Here is a 6,848-nt window from a genome sequence, read left to right on the forward strand (position 1 = left end):
CTGTTGGTTCGATTGCATAGTGCCAAATTGTGCTTCACCACTGGCATCGGGCTTTAATAAACTTAATATTTTATAGCCAACCTCAAAGTCAAAGCCCTGATCTAGCCCTTTGCCTGCGCCATAGTAGCGTGCCGCAATGGGCAGATCCGCCCAGGCTTCGCCGACTAAATACGCCTCTGGATTAACACTTTTAACGTATTGATTAAAGTCTTGCCAATATTCTATGGTTTCTTGGGTATCGGCTTGGGCATCAGCGCCCCCTTCCATGGCAAAGCGTACAGCGTCTAGCCTAAATCCGGCAACGCCTTTATCGAGCCAAAACTTAGCCATTTTTTTCATTTCACTCACCACATCGGGGTGGCGTAAATTTAAGTCGGGTTGGCTTGCACCAAATGCACCATAGTAATACTGCTGACGCGTTTCGTTCCAGTGCCATACGGCTTCGGGTTTATCGTTATTACTCCACGCATGCCCCCAACCACTGCCGGCTTTAGGCAGATCGTCACGCCAAATAAAATAATCGCTAAACGGCGCTTGTTGTTGTGCCGAACGCTGAAACCAGTCATGTTTACTAGAGATGTGGTTGATCACTAAATCTAATATCACCTTCATGCCTTTGTCATCGGCGGCTTTTATAAAGGCTTCAAATTCGGCCATAGTGCCATAGTCACTTTCTACTTGATAAAACTCGGTAAAGTCGTAACCATGATAAGAAGGTGCTGCAAACATGGGCGTAAGCCACAGTGCATTAACCCCTAACTGTTGTAAATACGGCAGTTTTGCGGTCATGCCATTAAAGTCGCCATGACCATCGTTATCGCTATCGTAAAAACTGCGCGGCCAAATTTGATAAAATATCGCCTGTTGCCACCAAGGCGTTGCCTGCTGGGCCACTTTGCTTGCTGTGGCTACACTATTTTCCGTGTTGTTGCTGACCGTGGTAGCGGGTTTACAACCGGCTAACGCCAGTGCCAGTGCTAAGGTAGATAAAGTTAAGCTTTTCATTGCATCCCTATTTGTTTATACATGTTAATAGCCGCAAAAATAGCGGCTAGATTTTAACTGTTGCGCCTTATTTTAATGTGTCTGCAACCACGGGGTAGTGATCCCACACTTGCTTATCACTCAATGAGCGCACTAATTTTATGTATTCTGAGTGAGTCCAAGCTAATGGCGTGGCAGAATTAGTGCCTTGGCCATACTGATAACCCGGTTTATTATTGCCAACGCCATCCCACACTTGCTCTGGTAGCATCATGCCGGCATTGGCAAAAGATTCTAAGCCTTTCACATAGGTGTTTTTAATTTGCTGTTGCTTGGCACTGTCTAGCGCATTGTTGGCCTGTGCGGCGGCGATTTCGTAATGCCCGCGTTCACCGGTAAAAAACGGCCACACACGGCCACGTTGTCCTGGGGTTTTTACTCCGCCTTCGGCGTAGTTGGCGCCGGTTACTTCGTCTTCACCGTAACCGTCATTACCGTAGCGGCGATAACCTGGGAATGTGCCACTGCCGTCAGTAAACTCAAAGCTGTATTTAACTTGTAGGTTACTTGGCAGCGTTTCATCGTCGTACTCGGGCAGTGTTTTAACAATACTCGGCGCTAGCGCATCACGCACTCCGTAACGTACCAACTCTAAAAAACCGCCATCTAAAATGAGTTTTTTATTAAACCCTTCACGGCCATTATTAGCAGCAATTTTAGTGTTTGAATTTGCATCTTGATCTTGGCCAATACGAATGAAGTATTCGCCATCAGTAGCGTCTGAGGTTAAATTGCCTTGAGTGGTGAACATGGTGCTTTCAATGTTGGCGTTATAACGTTTAGCCGTGGCTAAATAACGCTTGGCATTGCTATCATCACCGGCAAGCGTTGCAATATCTGCTGCGGTTATCAGCCCTGCCACAACTGCCGCTGTGGTCGATGGTGAATAACCGGCTTGTTCTTCCCAGCGCTCTTGTTGTGTTGCGGGCGGAGTGATTTGCGTGTCGTTCCAAAGAATTTTAGCGCGACCTCCGTCCACTAAAAAATCAGCCGCGGGTTTCAACATACGCGCATACCAGTCGCTGAGCTCACTATTTGATAACACACCGGCTTGGTGTAATTTCCACGCTAGCATAAGTGGCATGGCGGTTTGATCTAACTGCACCCCGACCCATTCAAGCTCGCCATCAACATGTGTTTTCTGTAAAAACCAGCCAGTATCGCCTTTATTGCCTGGGGTTTTACTGTTTACTTGCACTTTTTCAAGGTAGCTAAAAGCGGTTTTTGCCGTCGCCGTATCGCCAAGCGCCATAAATGCCATGGCCACCTGATAAAAATCGCGCACCCATACTGCTTTATACCCTGTTGAGCCGGTTTTTGCCGATACTGTTTCGCCCCAAGGGTTTGATAAAGAGGCGATCAGCGCTCCTGCGTGGGTTTTATCTTCTTGGGCTTTAAGCACCATGGCACTAGTGTACAGCAACTTACCGTTATCGGCAGTTTGGGCTGTCATGTTTTTTAGCGGCGCTAAACTTTCGAGGTAATCTTGCCAACCTATCGCTGCCCCTTTACCGTTGTAGTTATCGAGTACCGCTTGATAACCCCGCGCTAAACTCGCTTGGCCTTGCTGAAAGCTGCTGCGCTCGCTATTACCAAAGCTTAGCGCTAAATCAAACTGGCTGTTTTCACCAATTTCACCCAGCTCTGCTAATAAACTCACATTGCCCGATTGCTCGCCGGTGCTGGTATACACGTCAGCAAGTTGTTGCGTAGTTTTCAGCGCGTTTAAACCATCGCTCACGCCGGTAAAACCAACACTCATTTGTTTAAACGGCGCTGCACCTTGTAATGAAAGGTAACTATCGCCCTGCCATGCAAGCAGTCCTTGGTTTGTGGTTTTAGCAAAATCATCAAGGCCGTTATTATCTACATACGGGTTAACGCTTATGTACGCCTTAACACCTTCCAGCTGGGTATTAAATATGCTGCGTACAAACAGAGTTTGCCCATCAGGGTCGGTAAAAATGTGCTTTTCAAGGCTAAAGCGACCTTGTTTGTCTTTGCTTACTACTTTATAGGCGAGCGATAACGGGCGACCCTGTGCGTCTTGGTGCAAGTAATCAATAGTTACATCAAGCTCGTCCGCTTCAGTCACGGTAAAATTCGGTCCCACCACCACAAACTGCATGTCTTTAATTTGCGCTTGGTGAATTAAGCCAAACATGGTTTCGGTGATCATTCCTTTTGCAATTGAGAACCATACTTTTGATACCGGCCCCGTGGCCGCTGCATCGCTATATTGCCCTTTGCGGTATTGCTCGTACGCGGTACCAATGCCGGTTTTACCCGCGTACGCCCAAAATGGTTCTACGCCCGGGGCACCGGGTGCGGCAACCTCAGCGGCACTGTGCTCTGTTGTTTTAGTGCCACCACAGGCAACCACACTGAGGGCAACCAGACTGGCAGTAATTAGCTTATATTTTTTCATTATTAGCTCTCAATTAAGATTGTTTAACGCGTAATACCGCAGCGGCTGCAAGTACCAACGACAGCGCACCTAACAACAGCGCATAAATGGGTTGATTGGCAAAAAAGTGGCGCAAAATAAGGCCTAATACACTGGCTGCTAATAACTGTGGAATAACAATAAAAAAGTTAAAAATGCCCATGTACACTCCCATTTTGTTACTTGGCACTGAAGTACTGAGCATGGCATATGGTAGCGATAAAATAGACGCCCACGCAAAACCAACGCCCACCATAGGCCAAATAAGTAACGTAGGATCGCTAATTACCATAAAGCTTGCCAAGCCAGCAGCACCTAAAATAAGGTTGATTGCATGCGCTATTTTTAGGCCAACACGCTTAACGATGATCGGGATACATAACGCAGCGAGCGCGGCAAAGCCATTGTAAGCTGCAAATAAAATACCCACCCAATCGGCGCCATTGTTATATGCCGCTGAGCTGGTGTCGCTGCTACCATAATGAAAGCTGGTTACTGCAGAAGTGGTATATATCCACATGGCAAACAAGGCAAACCAACTAAAAAATTGCACCCAGGCTAATTGCTTCATCGCCTCAGGCATAGTGAATACGTCGTTGACCACTTGATAAAAACCACCGCTGGTGCGTTGTTTAGCTTGCAGTGCTGCGGCAATAAACTGAATAACACCAAAGCTAAGTAAACCCGCGGCTAATAAGTACAGTTCTTTTTCTAACTTGAGGGTGCTTACTAACGCTAAAATCGCGACCCCTAACACGCTAAATACCACAGCGCCTTTGCTAAAGTTAATTGGGCTTACCGGCTCGCTTGCCGCGCTTTGCTGATCATCTGCATTAAACGCCGCTAGCTGCTCGGGTGAATATTCTTTAGTGGTTAAAATAGTCCAGCCGACAGCTGCAAATAACACCACGGCACCAAAATAAAACGAGTATTTAACCGAATCTGGAATTTGCCCTGCCGGAGCTGTATTGGCAATATCAAACCAGTTGGTCATCATCCAAGGCAAGGCTGACGCGACCACAGCACCCACCCCAATAAAGAAGCTTTGCATGGCATAACCGGTTGCACGCTGTTTGTTTGGCAGGTTGTCTCCTACTAACGCACGAAAGGGTTCCATGGTGACGTTAATTGATGCATCCATGATCCACAGCATACCTGCAGCAATCCATAAAGTAGGCGAATTAGGCATAATAAATAGCGCTAAAGTGGTAAAAATGGCGCCATATAAAAAGAACGGCCGACGACGACCTAGCTTGCCCCAAGTTTTATCGCTCCAATAACCAATAATAGGCTGCACAATTAATCCGGTTAATGGGGCCGCTACCCATAAAATAGGAATGTCATCAACATTTGCACCTAAGGTTTGAAATATGCGGCTGACATTGCCGTTTTGCAGTGCAAAACCAAACTGAATACCTAAAAAGCCAAAGCACATATTCCAAATTTGCCAAAAGCTCAGCTGCGGTTTGTTATCTTTCATGGACGATCCTCAGGTGTTAAAACAGCACTGCTTAGCGCATTTAAGGTTAAATTGATTTGTGCAGCGTCTGCACTCATGGTTAGCTGCGCACCGGGCTGCGCTTCAAGTAAATCTACTAATTGCGTGTTGCCAACAGCAGTTTGCGTAACTGAGTTTAATGGCAGCTGCACCGTTACTTGTTGTTTTTGCTCAGAAAAGTTGCTGATCACCCACAGTTGTTGCTGCCCTATACGACGGCTAAATGCCAATACATGCGGGTTATCTAGCACCGTTAACGGCTGCATATCGCCGGCAACAATGGCAGGATGGCTGCTCAACGCCATAATGGCTTGGTAATATTGGCGTAATTGCGTTTGTTGCGCAGTTAAGCCATCGCCATCGAACTGACCATTATTCATCCAAGCTTGATGCGCTGGTACACCTATGTAATCAAAAATACTGGTACGCGTTGGTTTGCCAAAACCGGCGTCTTCAGAGCCATCTTCGCCCACCGCTTGGCCAAAATATAATAACGTAGGTGAGCGACTCATTAAGTGCGACACCACCATCGCGGGCTTGCCTTTGGCTGCGCTACCTGCGAAGTCTGGGCTGGCGATACGTTGTTCGTCATGGTTTTCTAAAAAGTGCAACATGTGCTGTTCAATGTCTGCCACGTCAGCTTGTGCTTTAAATAGCGTGTTAGCGGGTTGTTTACCTTGCATAATCCCTTTTAGCGTATCGTAAAAACCGACTTTGTCGTACAGGTAATCCATTTTGCCTCGCTGAATATAGGCGCGGTATAATTGCGGGTTATACACTTCGGCCAGCAAGAACGCCTCGGGGTTATGCATTTTTATTGAGGAGTTTAAAAAGCTCCAAAATTCTACCGGCACCATTTCAGCCATGTCATAGCGAAAGCCATCAACGCCTTTATCTAACCAATAAAGGGCTATATCTCTGAACTTATACCAGCTATTTGGCAGTTGTTTATCTTGCCAAAATGCGTAATGTTCACGGTAATCTTTATGAGCAAAATCGTCGGGTAACTTAGCAAAGTCGTAGCTGCCGTCGGGTTTAACGCCGTAGTTCACTTTTACTGTTTCGTACCAGTCATTTATGTCAGGTTGAGGGGCACGTGCACCATTACCCGTCCACTTTGCTGGCGTTTCATTAAATTGACCATCGGCTAATGGGTGGGCGTTGCCACCTAACACTTGGTAGCTTTCACTGTGCGGCACGTTAAATGACTCACCGGGTACATAATAAAAGTTATTATTTTTAGCGTAGACTTGGCTGGTATCGTCGTCTGCACCAAAGTCTTTCACGCCTTTAGGCTTGGCCGTTGAATGATAGTTTCGCGCCACATGATTGGGCACGATATCAATAATCACTTTCATACCATGTTGATGGGTACGGGAAATTAGCGCTGAAAATTCTGCTAAACGATCGGCAACATTCACCGCCAAGTCGGGGTTCACGTCGTAATAATCTTTAATCGCATATGGCGAACCCGCACGCCCTTTTACTACATCAGGGTCATCGGGAGTGATGCCATATTGGCTATAATCACCTACTAACGCATGGTGTAATACTCCGGTGTACCATATATGAGTGGTACCCAGCTCTTTGATGCCACGCAGTGCTGCGTCGTTAAAGTCGGCAAATTTGCCTACGCCATTTTGCTCTTTCGTGCCCCATGGAATATTTGCCGTTTCGGTATTACCAAATAAACGGGTAAACACCTGATACACCACCGGTTTGCTGATCACTTCGCGCGCAGGCTCTGCCCCTTGCTCAGCATGCGTTTCGCTATCTGAGCAGCCGGCTAAGTAAAAACTACTGGCCAATAGCAAAGGGCTATATTTAATTATCTTCATCATTGTCATAGTGCTACTTTAC

4 protein-coding genes are annotated in these 6,848 nt (G+C 46.7%); all 4 read right to left on the reverse strand.

The genetic code is table 11. The features are described from left to right. On the reverse strand, nucleotides 1-1,005 hold a 1,005-nt coding region (locus ABYB02_RS12900), incomplete at its 3' end, for an alpha-amylase family glycosyl hydrolase (RefSeq protein ID WP_372762849.1). Nucleotides 1,006-1,072: 67 nt separating this feature from the next. After that, nucleotides 1,073-3,472 carry a glycoside hydrolase family 15 protein gene (locus ABYB02_RS12905; RefSeq protein ID WP_372762850.1) on the reverse strand — a complete coding sequence of 800 codons (2,400 nt, stop codon included), beginning with the start codon at nucleotides 3,470-3,472 and terminating at the stop codon, nucleotides 1,073-1,075. Nucleotides 3,473-3,485: 13 nt separating this feature from the next. Next, on the reverse strand, nucleotides 3,486-4,970 hold the full coding sequence (locus tag ABYB02_RS12910) for an MFS transporter (RefSeq protein WP_372762851.1): 1,485 nt from the start codon (nucleotides 4,968-4,970) through the stop codon (nucleotides 3,486-3,488). Then, nucleotides 4,967-6,826: an alpha-amylase family glycosyl hydrolase gene (locus tag ABYB02_RS12915; RefSeq protein ID WP_372762852.1), complete on the reverse strand. Its 1,860-nt coding sequence runs from the start codon at nucleotides 6,824-6,826 to the stop codon at nucleotides 4,967-4,969. The genes ABYB02_RS12910 and ABYB02_RS12915 overlap by 4 nt, the downstream gene beginning before the upstream one ends. Nucleotides 6,827-6,848: the final 22 nt, after the last annotated feature.

It is taken from the genome of Pseudoalteromonas sp. (genome assembly GCF_041613455.1).
GTDB lineage: Bacteria > Pseudomonadota > Gammaproteobacteria > Enterobacterales > Alteromonadaceae > Pseudoalteromonas.